Annotated in this window: 16 protein-coding genes; 12 read left to right on the top strand and 4 right to left on the bottom strand. The window is 66.8% G+C overall.

Going from position 1 to position 14,190, the window contains the following annotated elements; all coding sequences use genetic code 11:
* Window positions 1-286 precede the first annotated feature (286 nt).
* From CW360_RS12410 to CW360_RS12365, 10 genes are all read left to right on the top strand, one after another.
* Window positions 287-601 carry a c-type cytochrome gene (locus tag CW360_RS12410; RefSeq protein WP_093986099.1) on the top strand — a complete coding sequence of 105 codons (315 nt, stop codon included), beginning with the start codon at window positions 287-289 and terminating at the stop codon, window positions 599-601.
* Between the two features lie 17 nt (window positions 602-618).
* A complete protein-coding gene (locus tag CW360_RS12405) occupies window positions 619-960 on the top strand; it encodes a c-type cytochrome (protein WP_170307391.1) in 342 nt (113 codons plus the stop codon).
* Entirely contained in the window at window positions 957-2,156 is a 1,200-nt protein-coding gene (locus CW360_RS12400) for a cytochrome D1 domain-containing protein (protein ID WP_093986098.1), read from the top strand. Before CW360_RS12405 ends, CW360_RS12400 begins: the two co-directional genes overlap by 4 nt.
* 1 nt (window position 2,157) lies before the next feature.
* Window positions 2,158-2,616, top strand: coding sequence for an Lrp/AsnC family transcriptional regulator (locus CW360_RS12395; RefSeq protein ID WP_101193915.1), 459 nt, complete (start codon window positions 2,158-2,160; stop codon window positions 2,614-2,616).
* Window positions 2,613-3,125, top strand: coding sequence for a siroheme decarboxylase subunit beta (gene ahbB, locus CW360_RS12390; RefSeq protein ID WP_101193914.1), 513 nt, complete (start codon window positions 2,613-2,615; stop codon window positions 3,123-3,125). The genes CW360_RS12395 and ahbB (CW360_RS12390) overlap by 4 nt, the downstream gene beginning before the upstream one ends.
* Window positions 3,118-3,561, top strand: coding sequence for an Lrp/AsnC family transcriptional regulator (locus CW360_RS12385; protein ID WP_101193913.1), 444 nt, complete (start codon window positions 3,118-3,120; stop codon window positions 3,559-3,561). The genes ahbB (CW360_RS12390) and CW360_RS12385 overlap by 8 nt, the downstream gene beginning before the upstream one ends.
* Window positions 3,536-4,057 (top strand): siroheme decarboxylase subunit beta, encoded by a 522-nt coding sequence (gene ahbB / locus CW360_RS12380; protein WP_093986094.1) that lies wholly within the window; start codon window positions 3,536-3,538, stop codon window positions 4,055-4,057. The genes CW360_RS12385 and ahbB (CW360_RS12380) overlap by 26 nt, the downstream gene beginning before the upstream one ends.
* A gap of 92 nt (window positions 4,058-4,149) precedes the next feature.
* Window positions 4,150-5,334, top strand: a complete 1,185-nt coding sequence (gene nirJ / locus CW360_RS12375; RefSeq protein WP_101193912.1) for a heme d1 biosynthesis radical SAM protein NirJ — start codon at window positions 4,150-4,152, stop codon at window positions 5,332-5,334.
* 72 nt (window positions 5,335-5,406) lie between these two features.
* Entirely contained in the window at window positions 5,407-6,261 is an 855-nt protein-coding gene (gene cobA, locus CW360_RS12370; RefSeq protein ID WP_101193911.1) for a uroporphyrinogen-III C-methyltransferase, read from the top strand.
* A 21-nt stretch (window positions 6,262-6,282) separates the two neighbouring features.
* Window positions 6,283-7,773 (top strand): nitrite reductase, encoded by a 1,491-nt coding sequence (locus CW360_RS12365; RefSeq protein ID WP_101193910.1) that lies wholly within the window; start codon window positions 6,283-6,285, stop codon window positions 7,771-7,773.
* A 46-nt stretch (window positions 7,774-7,819) separates the two neighbouring features.
* On the opposite strand, the gene hemN is transcribed toward CW360_RS12365, so the two are convergent.
* Both hemN and CW360_RS12355 read right to left on the bottom strand, forming a co-directional pair.
* Window positions 7,820-9,205, bottom strand: coding sequence for an oxygen-independent coproporphyrinogen III oxidase (hemN, locus tag CW360_RS12360; RefSeq protein WP_101193909.1), 1,386 nt, complete (start codon window positions 9,203-9,205; stop codon window positions 7,820-7,822).
* 189 nt (window positions 9,206-9,394) lie between these two features.
* The gene (locus CW360_RS12355; protein WP_093986089.1) at window positions 9,395-9,769 is read right to left on the bottom strand and encodes a hypothetical protein; all 375 of its coding nucleotides are present in this window, start codon (window positions 9,767-9,769) and stop codon (window positions 9,395-9,397) included.
* Between the two features lie 157 nt (window positions 9,770-9,926).
* Between CW360_RS12355 and norR the strand changes: the two genes are divergently transcribed.
* Window positions 9,927-11,483: a nitric oxide reductase transcriptional regulator NorR gene (gene norR, locus CW360_RS12350; protein ID WP_101193908.1), complete on the top strand. Its 1,557-nt coding sequence runs from the start codon at window positions 9,927-9,929 to the stop codon at window positions 11,481-11,483.
* Here the strand turns inward: norR and folE2 are convergent.
* Window positions 11,480-12,379 carry a GTP cyclohydrolase FolE2 gene (gene folE2, locus CW360_RS12345; RefSeq protein WP_101193907.1) on the bottom strand — a complete coding sequence of 300 codons (900 nt, stop codon included), beginning with the start codon at window positions 12,377-12,379 and terminating at the stop codon, window positions 11,480-11,482. The two genes, norR and folE2, sit on opposite strands and share 4 nt — an antisense overlap.
* An 86-nt stretch (window positions 12,380-12,465) precedes the next feature.
* Here folE2 and zigA point away from each other — a divergent pair, with 86 nt between their 5' ends.
* Window positions 12,466-13,668 (top strand): zinc metallochaperone GTPase ZigA, encoded by a 1,203-nt coding sequence (gene zigA, locus CW360_RS12340; protein ID WP_101193906.1) that lies wholly within the window; start codon window positions 12,466-12,468, stop codon window positions 13,666-13,668.
* A gap of 7 nt (window positions 13,669-13,675) precedes the next feature.
* Here zigA and CW360_RS12335 read toward each other — a convergent pair whose 3' ends face one another.
* On the bottom strand, window positions 13,676-13,990 hold the full coding sequence (locus CW360_RS12335; protein ID WP_101193905.1) for a DMT family transporter: 315 nt from the start codon (window positions 13,988-13,990) through the stop codon (window positions 13,676-13,678).
* Window positions 13,991-14,190: the final 200 nt, after the last annotated feature.

Here is a 14,190-nt window from a genome sequence, read left to right as displayed (position 1 = left end):
GCGGCCATGGCCGGCCGGGCAGATGCCAGCGGCTTGACTGGAGTCAAGGACTCCCCGCCTACCCGCCGGCATCCTGTAGCCATGTTGTACGGCAACATCGTGGTGCTGGTGACACTGACCGCTAGGCGGATATGATCAAATTTCGAGCAGGATGCTCTGTCGACTGATCAGGGAAGCCGTGTCGAGCCACTACCGTGCTGCCTTGTGCACACACCCGGTACAGCCTGTGCCGAACAAACCGGCACGCGGCCACGCCTTGTGCCCATAAGCCTTGAGGAAACCGTTCATGAAAAAACTGCTGATTCCGCTGTTTGCCGCCGGTGCCGCCCTGGCCTTCCAGCCGGCCATGGCCGCTGATGGCGAAGCACTGTTCAAGAGCAAGCCGTGCGCGGCCTGCCACAACGTCGACATGAAAATGGTCGGCCCGGCCCTGAAGGACGTCGCCGCCAAGTACGCCGGTCAGGAAGGCGCTGCCGCGCTGCTCGCCGGTCACATCAAGAATGGTATCTCGGGTGTCTGGGGTCCGATCCCGATGCCGCCAAACCCGGTTACCGAAGAAGAAGCGCTCACTCTGGCCGAGTGGGTGCTTAGCCTGAAATAAGCCATAAGGAGCACGCCATGCACGCCCTACGCAACGCAGTTCGCGCCCTGGGCCTGGTTACGGCGTCGCTCCTGCTGGTTCCCTCCAGCCAGGCCGAGGCGCTGTCGACGGCGCAACAGGCCCGGCTGGAACACCTGCTGGTCCAGGACTGTGGCTCATGCCATGGCCTGCGCATGACCGGCGGCCTCGGCCCGGCGCTGACCCTCGACGCCATCGGCCACAAACCCCGTGACAGCCTGATTGCCACCGTGACCCACGGGCGGCCCGGCACCGCCATGCCCGCCTGGAGCGCCCTGCTCAACGAGCAGGAGATCGCCTGGCTGGTCGACACCCTGCTGCAAGGATATCCCAAGCCATGAAGCGTCCCCTGTTGACCCGCCTGCTGGCCCTGGCAGCCGGCAGCCTGCTGCTCAGTGCCTGCATCAGCCAGCCCGGCCCCGCGCCCCGCGCCACCGGCGACCTCGGCCTGGTCATCGAACGCGCCAGCGGCAGCGTGCAGCTGATCGAAAGCACCGGGCAAAGCAGCCTGGCGCGCATCGAAGGCCTCGGCGACCTGTCGCATGCCTCGGTAGTGTTTTCCCGCGACGAACGCTACGCCTACGTGTTCGGCCGCGACGGCGGACTGACCAAGATCGACCTGCTCGAGCAGCGCATCGACAAGCGGGTGATCCAGGGCGGCAACAGCATTGGCGGCGCCATCAGCCAGGACGGCCGGCTGATCGCCGTGGGCAACTACGAACCGGGCGGCGTCAAGGTCTTCGATGCGCAGAGCCTGGAGCTGGTTGCCGACATCCCCAGCACCGCGCTGCCCGATGGCAGCCGCAACTCGCGCGTGGTCGGGGTGATCGACGCTCCCGGCCAGCGCTTCCTGTTCGCCCTGTTCGATACCGCGGAAATCTGGATCGCCGACTTCAGCCAGGGTGATACCCCGCAGATCACCCGTTTCGAGCAGATCGGCAAGCAGCCCTATGACGACCTGCTGACCCCGGAGGGCCGCTACTACATCGCCGGCCTGTTCGGCGAGGACGGCATGGCCCTGCTCGACCTGTGGTACCCCGAGCGCGGCGTACAGCGCATCCTCGATGGCTACGGGCGTGGCCAGCAGGCCCTGCCGGTGTACAAGATGCCGCACCTGGAAGGCTGGGCCATCGCCGGCAACAAGGCCTTCGTGCCGGCCATCGGTCAGCACCGCGTACTGGTCATGGACACCGAGCGCTGGCAGCAGCAACACGCCATCGAGGTTGCCGGCCAGCCGGTATTCGTCATGGCCCGCCCGGACGCCCGGCAAATCTGGGTCAACTTCGCCTACCCGGACAACCATCGCGTGCAGGTGCTGGACAGCGAGACCTACGAAATCCTCGCCGACCTGGAACCCGGCCCCGGCGTGCTGCACATGGAATTCACCCCGCGCGGCGAGCAGCTCTGGCTGTCGGTGCGCGATGCCAACGAAATCCAGGTCTGGGACCCCTATCGCCTGGAGCTGATCAAGCGCCTGCCCGCCGACAGCCCGAGCGGCATCTTCTTCACCAGCCGCGCGCACAAGACGGGGCTCTGACATGCACCTCGACGACCTCAGCCGCCGCCTGATCGACCGTTTCCAGCACGGCCTGCCACTCTGCGCCGAGCCCTACGCGGCGATGGCCCGTGAACTGGACTGCAGCGAAGCGGCGGTACTCGACGCGCTGGCCCTGCTGCAACAGGCCGATGCGCTGTCGCGGGTCGGCCCGGTGTTTGAACACAGCCGCGCCGGGGCCAGCACCCTGGTGGCCCTGGCCGTTCCCGAGGAACGTCTGGAGCAGGTGGCAGCGCAGGTCAACCAACACCCCGAGGTCAACCACAACTACCTGCGCGAGCATCGCTACAACCTGTGGTTCGTCCTTACCGCGCCGCACCGCGCGCAGATCGACCAGGTGCTGGCACAGATCGCCGCCGAAACCGGCCTGGCCCCTCTGGACCTGCCGATGCAGCGCGCCTACCGCATCGACCTGGGTTTCCCCCTAGGAGACGCCCCATGAGCCCAACCCTCGACACAGCCCAGCAACTGCACCTGCGCAGCCTCCTGGAAGTCGGCCTGCCGTTGCACAGCCAGCCCTTTGCCGTGCTCGGCGAGCTTATCGGCGCCACCCAGCAACAGGTGCTGGAGCAGGTGCAGGACTGGCAGGCACAGGGCCTGTTCCGCCGCTTCGGCCTGGTCCTCAAGCACCGCGCCCTGGGCTTCCGCGCCAACGCCATGCTGGTGCTGGACATTCCCGACGCGCTTGTCGAACGGGTCGGCGAACAGCTCGGGCAGACGGCCGGCATCAACCTCTGCTACCAGCGGCCGCGGCGTCTGCCGCACTGGCCGTACAACCTGTTCTGCATGGTGCATGGCCGCGAGCGCACCCAGGTCGAGGCGCGTATCGCCGCGATTCTCGCCGCGCACGGCCTGCAGGACTACCCGCACCGCCTGCTGTTCAGCAGCAAGGCCTACAAGCAATGCGGCGGCCGCTATGCCCCGCAACAGCCGGAGCGTGCCTGTGGATGACTTCGACCGCCGCCTGATCAACCGCCTGCAACACGGCCTGCCGCTGCTTGCCAACCCCTGGCGGGTGCTGGCCGAGGAACTGCAGAGCAGCCCGCAACAACTGCGCCAGCGTGTGCAGGAGCTGCTCGATGACGGCACGCTAACCCGCTTCGGGCCGATGTTCGACATCGAGCATTTCGGCGGTGCCTTCACCCTGGCCGCCCTCTCGGTGCCGGAAGCGCGCTTCGACGCCGTCGCCGAGCAGCTCGCCGCCCTGCCCGAAGTGGCACACAACTACCGCCGCGAACACGCCTGGAACATGTGGTTCGTGCTGGCCTGCACCACCCCGCAAGGCATCGACGCGTGCGTGGCGCGCATCGAAGCCCTGACCGGCCTGCCGGTACTCAACCTGCCCAAGGAGGAGACCTATCATGTCGGCCTGCATTTCCCCCTCTGAACAGGCGCTGCGCCAGCAACTGCTGGCACTCAGCGAAGCCGGCCTGCCGCTGGTCGACGACCCCTGGGCCTGGCTCGCCGAACGCCTCCAGTTGTCCCTCGATGACTGCCTGGCGCTGCTCCAGCGCCTGCAGGGCGAAGGCGCCATCCGGCGCATTGCCGCGGTGCCCAACCACTACCGGCTGGGCTATCGGCACAACGGCATGACCGTATGGGACGTCAGCGACGAGGAAATGGCCCGCCTCGGCCCGCTGGTCGGCAGCCAGCCCTTCGTCAGCCACTGCTACCGCCGACCGCGCCGCGAAGACTGGCACTACAACCTGTTCGCCATGGTGCATGGCCGCACGGCCGAGGAAATCGACGACTACCGCCAGCGCATCCGTGAGCTGCTCGGCAACGCCTGCCGTGCCGACGACATGCTGGTGAGCAGCCGCATCCTCAAGAAAACCGGGTTGCGCGTAGCCAGCCGCACAGCGGGAGATACACCCACCGTTTAAGTTGTTTTTGGTCAAGGAGCGCCTGCCGCCCCTGGGCAATCCTGAACGCCAACAACCCCTGTTGCTGGCCGACTGCCCTGAAGGAGCGCGCCATGTTGAGAATCAGCCAATACCTCCGCGCCGTTGCCGGCCACAGCCCCGCCCCGCGCGTGGCCAAGCCCGGCAGCACACGCGCGCCGGTGGTGATCTGGAACCTGTTGCGCCGCTGCAACCTGACCTGCAAGCACTGCTACGCCACCTCGGCCGACAGCGAGTTTCGCAACGAACTGGACACCACCGAGGCGCTGGGGGTCATCGACCAGCTGCACGAGGCCGGGGTTCGTGTGCTGATCCTCTCCGGTGGCGAGCCCCTGCTGCGCGACGACATCTTCCAGCTGGCCGACTACGCCCGCGACAAGGGTTTCTACGTGGCCCTGTCGACCAACGGCACGCTGATCGACGAACAGAACATCGAACGCATTGCCGCCGCCGACTTCGACTATGTCGGCATCAGCATCGACGGCCTGGAAGCGGTGCATGACGAATGGCGCCAGCTCAAGGGCAGCTTCGCCGCGTCGATGCATGCAATCGACCTGTGCCGCGCGCGTGGCATCCGCGTCGGTCTGCGTACCACCCTGACCCAGCACAACTACCCGCAACTGCCGGCACTGCTGGAACTGATGCGCGCGCATGACGTGCAGAAGTTCTACCTCTCGCACCTCAACTACAGCGGCCGTGGCAAACGCAGCCGCGGCGCCGACGCGCACGCGCAGATGACCCGCGACGCCATGTGGCAGATCTTCGAGCGTGCCTGGCAGGACGTCGAGGCCGGCCGTGACACGGACTTCGTCAGCGGCAACAACGATGCCGACGCCATCCTCCTCCTGCAGTGGGCCGCCGAGCGCCTCACTGCCGCGCAGGTCGCCGCGCTGGAAGACATGCTGCGCGCCTGGGGCGGCAATGCCTCGGGGGCCGGGATTGCCAACATCGACAACATTGGCGATGTCCACCCGGACACCTACTGGTGGCAACACACGGTCGGCAACGTGCGCCGCCAGCGCTTCCGCGACATCTGGCTGGATAACCCGCAGCCCCTGCTCCAGCAACTGCGCCAGCACCCCCGCGCCGTCGGTGGCCGTTGTGGCGAATGCCGCTGGCTGGCGATCTGCAACGGCAACACGCGGACCCGCGCCTGGGCGGCCGGCGACCTGTGGGCGGAAGACCCCGGTTGCTACCTCAGCGATGCGGAAATCGGCCTGCCCACGGCCACCCAGATTCCCTGCCGTGCGGTGTCCTGAACACCCCGGCCCACCCGAACAGCCAGGCCTGCCACAGACGGGCCAGCCACCGATGAGAAGCGAGGAGCTCGCATGGACCGTTCAATTCATCTGCCCGCCGCCCTGCAGGCCAGCCTGCAGCCCGGTGAAGTCGCCCTGGTCGGTGCCGGCCCCGGCGACCCCAGCCTGCTCACCCTGCGTGCCTGGAGCCTGCTGCAACAGGCCGACACGGTGGTCTACGACCGCCTGGTGAGCAGCGAGCTGATGGCCCTGCTGCCCGAGCAGCTGACCCGCCACTACGTCGGCAAGGCCAGCGGCTATCACAGCCTGCCGCAGGAACAGACCAACCAGTTGCTCGTCGACCTGGCTCGCCAGGGCCTACGTGTGGTGCGTCTGAAAGGCGGCGACCCGTTCATCTTCGGCCGCGGTGCCGAGGAACTGGAGTTCCTCCTCGCCCACGGCATCGACTGCCAGGTAGTCCCCGGCATCACCGCCGCCGCCGGCTGCACCGCCTATGCCGGCATCCCGCTGACCCACCGTGACCTGGCCCACTCCTGCCAGTTCATCACCGGCCATCTGCAGCAGGATGGCGAACTGCAACTGCCCTGGAGCAGCCTGGCCGACCCGGGCAAAACCCTGGTGTTCTACATGGGCCTGGCCAGCCTGGGGGTGATTTCCCGGCAACTGATCGCCGCCGGGCTGCCCGCCGACACCCCCGCCGCACTGATCGGCAAGGGCGCACGCGCCGACCAGCAGGTGGTGCGCGGGCACCTCGGGGGCCTGGCCGAACTGGCCCAGGCCAACCAGTTGGCCACGCCGACGCTGACCGTGATCGGCCAGGTGGTCGGGCTGTTTGCCGGGCAGGACCTGCAATTTCCGGCGCGCTACCTGGCGCAGCGGGCCGCCGAGCAGAGCGCCGACAGTCCGGCACTGGTCTGCTGCAAGTAACTCATTATCCAAGGAGGCCCCATGCGCCTGATTCCCTTCGCCCTGCTGCTGGTGGCCAGCAGCCTGCAGGCCGCCAATGCGCCGGCCACGGCCGACAGCGCCGCGCTGTACCAGCAACACTGCCAGGGCTGCCATGGCCTGGAGCGACTGGGTGGCGCCGGGCCAGCGCTCCTGCCGGAAAGCCTCAGCCGGCTGAAGCCAGCCGAGGCCCACCAGGTAATCCGCGACGGCCGCCCGGCCAGCCAGATGGCCGCCTATGGCGCGCTGCTCGACGAAGCACAGATCGCCGGGCTGGTCGACTACCTGTACCAGCCGGCCGCCCAGCCACCGACCTGGCAAGCGGCGGATATCCGCGCCAGTCAGCGCCTGCTGGTCGACCCGCAGACCCTCAAGGACACCCCGCAACACGGCGCCGACCCGCTCAACCTGTTCGTCGTGGTCGAGGCCGGCAACCATCATGTGCGCATCCTCGATGGCGACCGTTTCGAGGAACTGGCGCGTTTCCCCTCGCACTTTGCCCTGCACGGCGGGCCGAAGTTTTCCCCCGATGGCCGCTTCGTCTACTTCGCCTCGCGCGATGGCTGGGTCAGCGTGTATGACCTGCACAACCTGACCATGGTCGCGGAAACCCGCGCCGGGCTGAACACCCGCAACCTCGCGGTGAGCAACGACGGGCGCTGGGTGCTGGTTGGCAACTACCTGCCCGGCAACCTGGTGCTGCTCGATGCGCGCGACCTGTCACTGGTCAAGATCATTGATGCACGCGGCCAGGACGGCACACCGTCGAGGGTCAGCGCGGTGTATACCGCACCGCCGCGCGACAGCTTCGTGGTCGCCCTGAAGGATGTGCAGGAAGTCTGGGAGCTGTCCTACGCCGGCGAGCCGGACTTCCAGCCGCGGCGCATCGTCGCCCGCGACTTCCTCGATGACTTCTCCTTCACCCCGGACTACCGCCACCTGCTGGCCACCTCGCGCAAGGCGCATGGCGGGCAGGTGATCGACCTCGACGCCGGCAAGCCGGTCGCCGACATCGAGCTGCCGGGCATGCCGCACCTGGGTTCGGGAATCTACTGGAAGGTCGATGGGCGCTGGGTGTTCGCCACGCCCAACGTCAGCAAGGGGCTGATCTCGGTGATCGACCTGCAGACCTGGAAGCTGATCAAGGAGATCCCCACCGAAGGGCCGGGCTTCTTCATGCGCAGCCACGCCAACTCGCCCTATGCATGGACCGATGTGTTCTTCGGCCCCAACCAGGAAGCAGTGCACGTGATCGACAAGCAGAAGCTGGAGATCGCCCATACCCTGCGCCCCATGCCCGGCAAGAACGCCGCGCACGTCGAGTTCACCCGCGATGGCAAGCACCTGCTGCTCAGCGTATGGGATACCGATGGCGCGCTGATCGTCATCGACGCGCAGACCCTCAAGGAGGTCAAGCGCATCCCCATGAACAAACCGTCGGGCAAGTACAACGTCGGCAACAAGATCGAGTACGCCGAAGGCACCTCGCACTGAGTGGCGCCCCAGGCCCCCGTCGCGACAGCGGCGGGGGCCTTGTTTTTTACACGGTGCGCGAGAAGCGGCCCTTCTGCTCGCCGCCCAGGTAGGCGTCGAAGGCCATCGCCACGTTGCGCATCATCAACTGGCCCTGCGGCAGCAGGATGACTGCCGTGTCGGTGATCTGCACCAGACCGTCGGCTACCGGCTCGGCGAGTTTTTCCAGCGACTCGGCGAAGTACTCGCGGAAGACGATGGCGTGGTTGGCCTCGATCTTGGCGAAGTCGATACGCCCGTGGCACATCAGGTCGACGATCACTTCGCGGCGCAGCCGGTCATCGTCATTCAGACGGTAGCCGCGGTGCACCGGCAGCAAGCCCTGGTCGATGCGCGCGTAGTACTGCGAAAGCTCCTTGACGCTCTGGCTGTAGCTGTCGGCGACCATGCCGATCGACGACACGCCGAGGCCGATCAGGTCGCACTGCGCATGGGTCGAGTAACCCTGGAAGTTGCGCTGCAGGGTGCCTTTTTCACGGGCGATGACCAGCTCATCGTCGGGCAGGGCGAAGTGGTCCATGCCGATGTACACATAGCCGGCGGCGGTGAGCCGGGCGATGGTCAGTTCGAGCAGTTCCAGCTTGCGCTCCGGCGGCGGCATGTCCTCGCGGCGGATCAGCCGCTGCGCACGCACCAGCTCAGGCAGGTGCGCATAGCTGTAGGCGGCGATGCGGTCCGGGCGCAGGGCGATGATCTTGCTCAGGGTGGTGTCGAAGCTCGCCACGGTCTGCAGCGGCAGGCCGTAGATCAGGTCGACCGACACCGACTTGAACTTCGCCGCGCGGGCAGCAGCAACCAGGTCGTAGACCTGCTGCTCGCTCTGCAGGCGATTGACCGCCGCCTGCACCTTCTCGTCGAAATCCTGCACGCCGAAGCTCAGCCGGTTGAAGCCCTGCGTACGCAGTTCGGCGATACGCGCGGTATCGATGGTGCGTGGGTCGACCTCGATGGAAAACTCGTGGTTGTCGCTCTCATCGAGGTTGAAGTGCTCGCGCAGGCAGCTCATCAGCTCGCTGAGCTGCTCGCTGGTCAGGTAGGTCGGCGTGCCGCCACCCAGGTGCAGCTGGGTCAGCTTGCGCGACCTGTCGAACAGCGCAGCCTGCAGGGCAATCTCGCGCTTCAGGTAGTCGAGGTACTCGACCGCGCGGTGGGTCTTCTGGGTGATGATCTTGTTGCAGGCGCAGTAGTAGCAGAGGCTCTTGCAGAACGGGATATGGATATAGATCGACAACGGCTTGGCCGGCGCCTGGTTGCTCAGGGCGGCGGCACGCTTGTAGTCATCCTCGGCGAAGGCCTGGTGGAACTGCGGCGCTGTCGGGTAGGAGGTGTAGCGCGGCCCGGGGCGGTCATATTTCTCCACCAGCGCGCGGTTGAAAGTCAGCGTTGAGTCCATCGGTAACCTCGAACATCGAATGGGGCGGCCCGTCACGGCGGGCAACGACCGGGCAGCAGGCTGCTGCACCGGGCCATGTCGTAGCGGCAACACGTGCCGCGCTGGCTGCAAGGATACCGTCTTGTGCAGGGGATTTTCTTGATCCGACCCCAGCCTTGCGCCGAATGGCGCAGGCCGGGGTGCCGGCTGTCAGCGTCCGTCGGCGAGCACCGCGCCCTCGACCGCACGCACGCGGATGCCATCGCGCTCAACCTGCTGGCCTACGCTGAACTCGGCAGCCGGCGAGCGCACCTGGTACTGGGCGCCGTCGTCGCCCTGCACCAGGTAGCCGTTGCCGCTCAGCCCGGCGCTCTGTTGCACGCTGCCGCCGGCAAAGAATCCGGCGCCGGCGCCGACCAGTGCGCCGATCGGGCCGCCTGCCGCGCCGCCCAGCAACAGGCCGGTGAGGCTGCCCGCCACGGCACCGCCGGTGTTGTCCGGTACTTCGGCAACGATCTGGTCAGCCTGCAGCGCGCCGCTGCCGGCCAGGGTGATAGTCAGAACCAGGGTACGGATTGCTTTCATGGCACTACTCCAGGGGTTGGCCGGGATATCCGGCCGCTGTTTTTTTCCAGTCCATGATTCGTGCCAAGGCGCAGGGCTTGCCAAATCAGTAGTTTGCTGATGCATGTGTTAAGGGAACAACACGGTTTTGCTGTTAAACGCACAACAGGTTGTCGATATGACCCCCAGTCCCTTGATTCCGGTTCTGCTACCCCTGCTCGATGACCTGGCCCGCGACATGCCCCAGGACGAGCGCTACAGCCGCCTGCTGCAGGCCCTGCAACAGCTCATGCCCTGCGACGCGATCGCCCTGCTGCGCCTGGAGGACGAGCAACTGGTGCCGCTGGCGGTGCGCGGCCTGTCGGCCGATGCCCTGGGCCGGCGTTTTCGCCTCGACGAGCACCCGCGCCTGGCGGCGCTGCTCGACAATGGCCAGGCCATGCGTTTCGCCGCCGACTGCACGCTGCCCGATCCCTACGATGGCCTGGTCGAAGGCCCTCATTCGCAGCTGGCCGTGCATGACTGCCTGGGTTGCCCGCTGTATATCGACGAGCGGCCGTGGGGCCTGCTGACTCTGGACGCCCTGGATGCGCGCTGCTTCGGGCGCATCGCCCTCGACCAGCTGGATGCCGTGGCCCGCCTGGCCGCCGCCACGGTGAAGGCCGGCGAACGCCTGAGCAGCCTGCAGCAGCGTGCCGACGACCAGCATCGCCTGGCCGAGAGCTATCGCCAGGTCGCCGGACAGGTCGCGCCACGCGAGCTGATCGGCAACAGTGCGGCGATGCAGCGCCTGCAGGAAGAAATCAACCTGCTCGGCAAGAGTGAGCTGCCGGTGCTGATCAGCGGGGAAACCGGGGTAGGCAAGGAACTGGTGGCACTGGCCATCCAGCGCAGCTCGCCGCGCGCCGGCAAGCCGCTGATCAGCATCAACTGCGCCGCACTGCCGGAAACCCTGGTGGAAAGCGAATTGTTCGGCCATGTGCGCGGCGCGTTCTCCGGGGCACACAGCGAGCGGCGCGGCAAGTTCGAGCTGGCCCACGGCGGCACGCTGTTCCTCGATGAAGTCGGCGAGCTGCCACTCAGCGTACAGGCCAAGCTGTTGCGGGTGCTGCAGAGCGGCCAGCTGCAGCGGGTCGGCTCGGACCGCGAGCACCAGGTGGATGTGCGTGTACTGGCAGCCAGCAACCGCAATCTGCCCGAAGAAGTACAGGCCGGGCGCCTGCGCGCCGATCTCTACCACCGCCTCAGCGCCTACCCGCTGCACGTACCGCCGCTCCGCGAGCGCGGCCGCGACGTGTTGCTGCTGGCTGGTTTTTTCCTCGAACAGAATCGCCCGCGCCTGCATCTGCGCGGGCTGTGCCTGAGCCTGCCGGCACACAGCGCCCTGCTGGCCTACCACTGGCCGGGCAATGTGCGCGAGCTGGAACATCTGATCGGCCGCGCCGCGCTCAAGGCGCTGGGCCGGCAGCGCGGCGAGCGCCCGGAGATCCTCAGCATCGAGGCCAGCGACCTCGACCTGCCGCATACCCGGCCCTGCCAGCCCTGCCCCGCCGATCCGCCGATGCCGGCCGCGCCAATCCGCGACCTGCGCCAGGCGGTGGATGACTACCAGCGCCAGCTACTTTCCGGCGCCCTGCAACGCCAGCAGGGCAACTGGGCGGCGGTGGCCCGCGAGCTGCGCGTCGACCGCGCCAACCTGCATCGCCTGGCCCAGCGCCTGGGGCTCAAGGATTAATCGCGTACCTGCCAGTTATGCCGGCTGCACGCCACCGCGTCGTGGGCATGCAGACTCTCGGCATGCACCACGCGCACCTGGAAACCGCTCAGGCCCGGCTGATCGAGCAGGCAACCATGCAGGCGCCGCGCGGCGTCTTCGCAGAACATCAGGTTCTGCCCGTTGGCCAGGGCAAAGGCCTGTTCGTCGGCGCGCTTGACCGCGGTCTGCACGGCGGTGCCCAGCGCGGCTTCGCAAGCCTCCAGCAGACGGCGCGCCGGCAGCTCGTCCTGCGGCATCTGTAACTGCACCGCAACCTGTGCCTGGCTGCGTTGGCTGTGCGGGGTGGCCAGGATGCCCTGGCTGCTGCCCAGCCACTGGCGCACGGCCTCGGCCTGCAAGGGCTGCTCGGCAAAGTCTGCGGCAAACTGCTCCTGAATCAGCTGGCGGGCCAGGGCGGCCGAGCAGGGGCAGGTCGAGGAATAGGCAATCTGCACCTGCAGTTCCACGTGGAACCCCTGTTCATCACGCTGCGCACGCACCTGCAGGGGGTAGTGCTTCCAGCCCTGCAGCGGGCTGAGTAACGCCGGCCGGCGCAGCAGCCAGTCAATCTCCAGCTCCAGGTAGGCGCGTTGCGACAACCCCTGATGACTGCTCAGGAACTGTTGCAGCAGCCGTTGCAGCACAGCCGGAGTAAGCGGCTCATGCTCGAGCACCTGCAACGCCAGGTACAGGCGCGACATATGGATGCCGCGCGCATCCGCCTGGTCCAGGCTGACCCCGGCATGCGCGCGCGCTGCCAGGCGCTGACCGTCCAGCAACAGGGGAATGGCAATCTCGCGCATGCCAACCCAGCTCAGGGTCTGCTGGAGGGTGGCACCTTGCGCGGCAATATCGGGAAGTTTCAGGGTGGTCATGCGTGGTTATCGAGCCCGGACAGATAAAGTGTTATGTTATAACACAGAAAACCTACCCGGCGATCCTGCCACCCCACGAGGCCCCCATGCACCCGCGTCTTCCTGTCACCCTGCTCTCCGGCTTTCTTGGCGCCGGCAAAAGCACCCTGCTTGGCCACCTGTTGCGCAACCGTGAAAACCTGCGGGTCGCGGTGATCGTCAACGACATGAATGAAGTGAATATCGATGCCAGCGACCTGCGCCAGGGCGTGAGCCTGCAACACGGCGAGGAACGCCTGGTCGAGCTGAGTAACGGCTGCATCTGCTGCACCCTGCGCGAAGACCTGCTGGAGCAGGTCAGCCAGTTGGCCCGTGAAGGGCGCTTCGACTACCTGCTGATCGAGTCCAGCGGAATTTCCGAGCCACTGCCGGTGGCGGAAACCTTCACCTTCCGCGACCAGCAAGGCCACAGCCTGTCCGACCTGGCGCGCCTGGATACCCTGGTCACGGTGGTCGATGGCGTGAACTTCCTGCGCGACTACCAGGCCGCTGAAGAGCTGCCCAGCCGCCTGGGCACGCACGATGCCGAAGAGGAACGTGCCGTGACCGATCTGCTGATCGATCAGGTGGAATTTGCCGACGTCATCCTGATCAGCAAGTGCGACCTGATTTCCCAGGCCGAACGCGAGGAGTTGCAGGCGATTCTCGCCGGCCTCAACCCACACGCCGAGATCTACCCGATGGTCATGGGCCAGGTACCCTTGTCACGCCTGCTCAACACCGGGCGCTTCGACTTCGCGCGCGCTGCCCAGGCCCCCGGCTGGCTCAAGGAACTGCGCGGCGAACATATCCCGGAAAGCCAGACCTACGCCATCCGCTCGCAAGCCTACCGCGCCCGCCGCCCGTTCCATCCACAACGCTTCCATGACTTCGTCGCCCGCGAATGGGACAACGGCCGTCTGCTGCGCTCCAAGGGCTACTTCTGGCTGGCCAACCGAGCCGAGGAAGTATGCAGCTGGTCGCAGGCCGGCGGCCTGTTGCGCCATGGCTACGCCGGTCGCTGGTGGCGCTACACGCCGCGCGAAGACTGGCCAACCGATGACGACTCGCTGCGGGCCATCCAGCGCGAGTGGCAGGCCGAGAGCGGCGACTGCCGCCAGGAACTGGTGTTTATCGGCCAGCACATCGACTTTGCCCGGCTGCACGCCGAACTGGATGCCTGCCTGCTCGACGACACGGAAATGGCCGCCGGCGAGGCCGCCTGGCAGCACTGGCCAGACCCGTTCGGCATCACCCACAGCAGCCTATAGGTCATCCTCAACCGGCCATCTTCAGCCCCACCACCCCGGCGATGATCAGCCCCAGGCTGAACAGACGCAGGGGGGTGAGGGTTTCACCAAACAGCAACACCCCCAACAGCGCGCTACCCAACACACCGATGCCCACCCACACCGCATAGGCCGTGCCCAGTGGCAGGTGGCGCAAGGCCAGGCTGAGCAGCCACAGGCTGACCAACAGTGCCAGCAGGGTAGCCAGGCTCGGCCAGGGCCGGGTAAACCCTGCGCTGTACTTGAGCCCCACCACCCAGGCCACTTCGAACAGCCCGGCACACAGAACAATCCACCAACTCATAGACGACGCTCCTCATGGGGTCGTCCCCGGTATGGGTTAACTGCCTGTGCGGCGTATCCGTCAGGCCGATCACCTGGCCGGGCGCAGGTCGTCCCGCGCGGCTGCCAAGGATAGCGCCTTTGCCCGGCAAGGCCAGCCGTTTCGCCGTGTTGCCCGGCGCACAGGGCAAGTGCCGACCACTCGGCAGTTTTGCGTATTCG

It is taken from the genome of Pseudomonas fluvialis, assembly GCF_002835605.1.
Classification (GTDB): domain Bacteria; phylum Pseudomonadota; class Gammaproteobacteria; order Pseudomonadales; family Pseudomonadaceae; genus Aquipseudomonas; species Aquipseudomonas fluvialis.
Note: the sequence above shows the minus strand (reverse complement) of the source record. Positions and strands in the feature narration are given on the sequence as shown.

What these genes read in the sequence shown, in the direction of transcription:
- CW360_RS12410 (WP_093986099.1), top strand. Translation starts at nt 287, where the DNA reads ATGAAAAAACTGCTGATTCCGCTGTTTGCCGCCGGTGCCGCCCTGGCC.
- norR (WP_101193908.1), top strand. Translation starts at nt 9,927, where the DNA reads ATGACCCCCAGTCCCTTGATTCCGGTTCTGCTACCCCTGCTCGATGAC.
- CW360_RS12395 (WP_101193915.1), top strand. Translation starts at nt 2,158, where the DNA reads ATGCACCTCGACGACCTCAGCCGCCGCCTGATCGACCGTTTCCAGCAC.
- cobA (WP_101193911.1), top strand. Translation starts at nt 5,407, where the DNA reads ATGGACCGTTCAATTCATCTGCCCGCCGCCCTGCAGGCCAGCCTGCAG.
- nirJ (WP_101193912.1), top strand. Translation starts at nt 4,150, where the DNA reads ATGTTGAGAATCAGCCAATACCTCCGCGCCGTTGCCGGCCACAGCCCC.
- CW360_RS12400 (WP_093986098.1), top strand. Translation starts at nt 957, where the DNA reads ATGAAGCGTCCCCTGTTGACCCGCCTGCTGGCCCTGGCAGCCGGCAGC.
- CW360_RS12365 (WP_101193910.1), top strand. Translation starts at nt 6,283, where the DNA reads ATGCGCCTGATTCCCTTCGCCCTGCTGCTGGTGGCCAGCAGCCTGCAG.
- zigA (WP_101193906.1), top strand. Translation starts at nt 12,466, where the DNA reads ATGCACCCGCGTCTTCCTGTCACCCTGCTCTCCGGCTTTCTTGGCGCC.
- CW360_RS12405 (WP_170307391.1), top strand. Translation starts at nt 619, where the DNA reads ATGCACGCCCTACGCAACGCAGTTCGCGCCCTGGGCCTGGTTACGGCG.
- ahbB (WP_093986094.1), top strand. Translation starts at nt 3,536, where the DNA reads ATGTCGGCCTGCATTTCCCCCTCTGAACAGGCGCTGCGCCAGCAACTG.
- hemN (WP_101193909.1), bottom strand. Translation starts at nt 9,205, where the DNA reads ATGGACTCAACGCTGACTTTCAACCGCGCGCTGGTGGAGAAATATGAC.
- CW360_RS12335 (WP_101193905.1), bottom strand. Translation starts at nt 13,990, where the DNA reads ATGAGTTGGTGGATTGTTCTGTGTGCCGGGCTGTTCGAAGTGGCCTGG.
- CW360_RS12355 (WP_093986089.1), bottom strand. Translation starts at nt 9,769, where the DNA reads ATGAAAGCAATCCGTACCCTGGTTCTGACTATCACCCTGGCCGGCAGC.
- ahbB (WP_101193914.1), top strand. Translation starts at nt 2,613, where the DNA reads ATGAGCCCAACCCTCGACACAGCCCAGCAACTGCACCTGCGCAGCCTC.
- folE2 (WP_101193907.1), bottom strand. Translation starts at nt 12,379, where the DNA reads ATGACCACCCTGAAACTTCCCGATATTGCCGCGCAAGGTGCCACCCTC.